Below are 1,931 nucleotides of genomic sequence, written 5' to 3'. Positions count from 1 at the left end.
ATACTGGATCCGTTCCACTTTTGCCGGGATGATCCGCAGTTCTTCACGGACGACTTTTTTACCGATGACTTCCATCGGGGTATTGCAGTATGGGCAGTTCCTATCCTCATCCGGCACCGTGCAGGGAACCTCCACTACAGGGAGTCCCGCCAGAATCTCTTCCCTGGTGGCTTTCGCTTTCTTTGTCTGGCTTTTATACCCGCTGACAGCCTCCTCCAGCGTTGGTTCCGGAACGGAAGGGGCCGCCTCTGCTTCCGCTTCATTGAACAGATCCATCTGTCCGGGGAACACATCCGTTTTCGTCCTTTCGCTGGAAGACGCAAACAGCTTTTTCTTCAGATACTTAATCGTTTCGTTGAGGTTTGCAGTCGTCTGGTTCAGCTGAGCGGTCTGTTCCTCATGGCTTTTCGTCAGCTGTCCGATGGTAAGCCGCTGGCTGTCCACCAGCTGGTGCAGGGATTCAATTGTCTCTTTCTGAAGCTTGATGAGCACTTCCATTTCTGACTGTGGCATCGGGTACCACCTTTCTTTTCCTGGTTCCCATTATACCAGAGATCCCGCAGGGAAGCGAATTTCCCACCGCACGGTCTCCGTCATTCTGACGAAGCGAAAAAGTGGAAAACCGCTGTCTTCAACAGAACCTATTCCATGAAAAACAGCATGTTTTCCACATAAAGACAGCGAGTCCGGAAAAACAGAGACGGTTATCCTCCAATCGCCGCAGCGGCTCTGTCGACATGTGGATAAGTTCCCCATGGAGCTGTTCCAGATGCATAAGGGCAGAAAAAATTTTCTCCCTTTTGCACAAAAATCAGAAGTCCTTCTTTTTTACGGGACGGATTTCCTTGGGCTGGTCGATAGAAAGCCCTTCCAGGAGCCAGCGGTATTCCTGCCGGGTAAGGTTCCTTACTTGGGAGGAATTCCTTGGCCACTGGAAATGGCCGTTATCCAGTCTTTTATACAGAAGGCAGAAGCCATCTTTTTCAAAATGCAGTGCCTTGATTCGGTCACAGCGTCTCCCACAAAAAAGGAACAGGGCATTGCTGTAGGGGCCCATTTCATAGGTATCCCGGATGATGGCCATCAATCCATCAATACTTTTTCTCATGCCGGTGTGTCCGCATTATCCTATTGTTAGGGAAATATCTTCCATACTTTGTGTTTATTATGTATACAATCAACCGAGGCACAAATTTTACACAGGCGCTTTTTATGAACTGTAATCACAGCCTGCTGACCTATTCGTTTTATAAACAGCCGGGCTTGATACTGTCTCTGTTTCAGATTCGTTTGCGTGAGATAATGAAAATCAATGCTGTTCCGGCACTGGTGATTGGTGGTGGACTTGCGCTAATTCTCTTTGCTACCGGAGGAACGGATAATCCACTCAACTATGTCGTGCTGATTGTTTCTATCCGGTGTATGAGTTTGTTTTTCTCCATTCACTACCTTACGATTTACTATCTGCTTCAGCCCTATAACGCTGGAACGGAGTTAAAAAGCGGCACATACCGTATTGTGTCGGCAGCAACCTATGGCATCTGTTGGGCCTTCATGCAGCTCCGTATGCCGCTTATGATTTTTGGAATAATGACAATTGTGTTTTGTGTACTTTATAGCATCATTGCGAGTATTTTAGTATATCGTTTAGCGCCCAAAACATTTAGAATTAGGACATAAGGCAAGGTATTGGCAGACGGAAATCTTAATTTAGACAGATGAGTATAAATGCCAGTGAATGTTGGCTGTAAACGCCAGCGAATATTTGAGCCATATGCTGACGAATATTTGAGCCACTTAGCATCGCGATGCTGAGTGGCTCGATTTTTTCTATCATCATTTTTGTCATTCCTTTCGCTTCGCTCAAGGCACAAACAAGTTATGAAAAAATGTTGTACCTCTCCACTATTTGATTTATAATCCCTGTAGGG

2 protein-coding genes and 1 pseudogene are annotated in these 1,931 nt (G+C 46.3%); 1 reads left to right on the top strand and 2 read right to left on the bottom strand.

All coding sequences use genetic code 11. From position 1 onward, the window contains the following. The coding region (locus KH180_RS16620; protein WP_290762485.1) for an IS66 family transposase zinc-finger binding domain-containing protein at positions 1-513 on the bottom strand (513 nt) is incomplete at its 3' end. 298 nt (positions 514-811) lie between these two features. Beyond that, positions 812-1,111: pseudogene (tnpB, locus tag KH180_RS16615) on the bottom strand (IS66 family insertion sequence element accessory protein TnpB); the annotation flags it as partial. A 101-nt stretch (positions 1,112-1,212) separates the two neighbouring features. On the opposite strand from tnpB, the gene KH180_RS16610 reads away from it, so the two are divergent. Next, on the top strand, positions 1,213-1,680 hold the full coding sequence (locus KH180_RS16610) for a hypothetical protein (protein ID WP_242953705.1): 468 nt from the start codon (positions 1,213-1,215) through the stop codon (positions 1,678-1,680). The last annotated feature ends 251 nt before the right edge of the window (positions 1,681-1,931 follow it).

This window comes from Anaerostipes sp. (assembly GCF_018381315.1).
Lineage (GTDB): Bacteria > Bacillota > Clostridia > Lachnospirales > Lachnospiraceae > Anaerostipes.
Note: the sequence above shows the minus strand (reverse complement) of the source record. Positions and strands in the feature narration are given on the sequence as shown.

Bases quoted from the DNA above. Each gene is read 5' to 3' on its own strand.
- KH180_RS16610 (WP_242953705.1), top strand. From the start codon at position 1,213: ATGAACTGTAATCACAGCCTGCTGACCTATTCGTTTTATAAACAGCCG.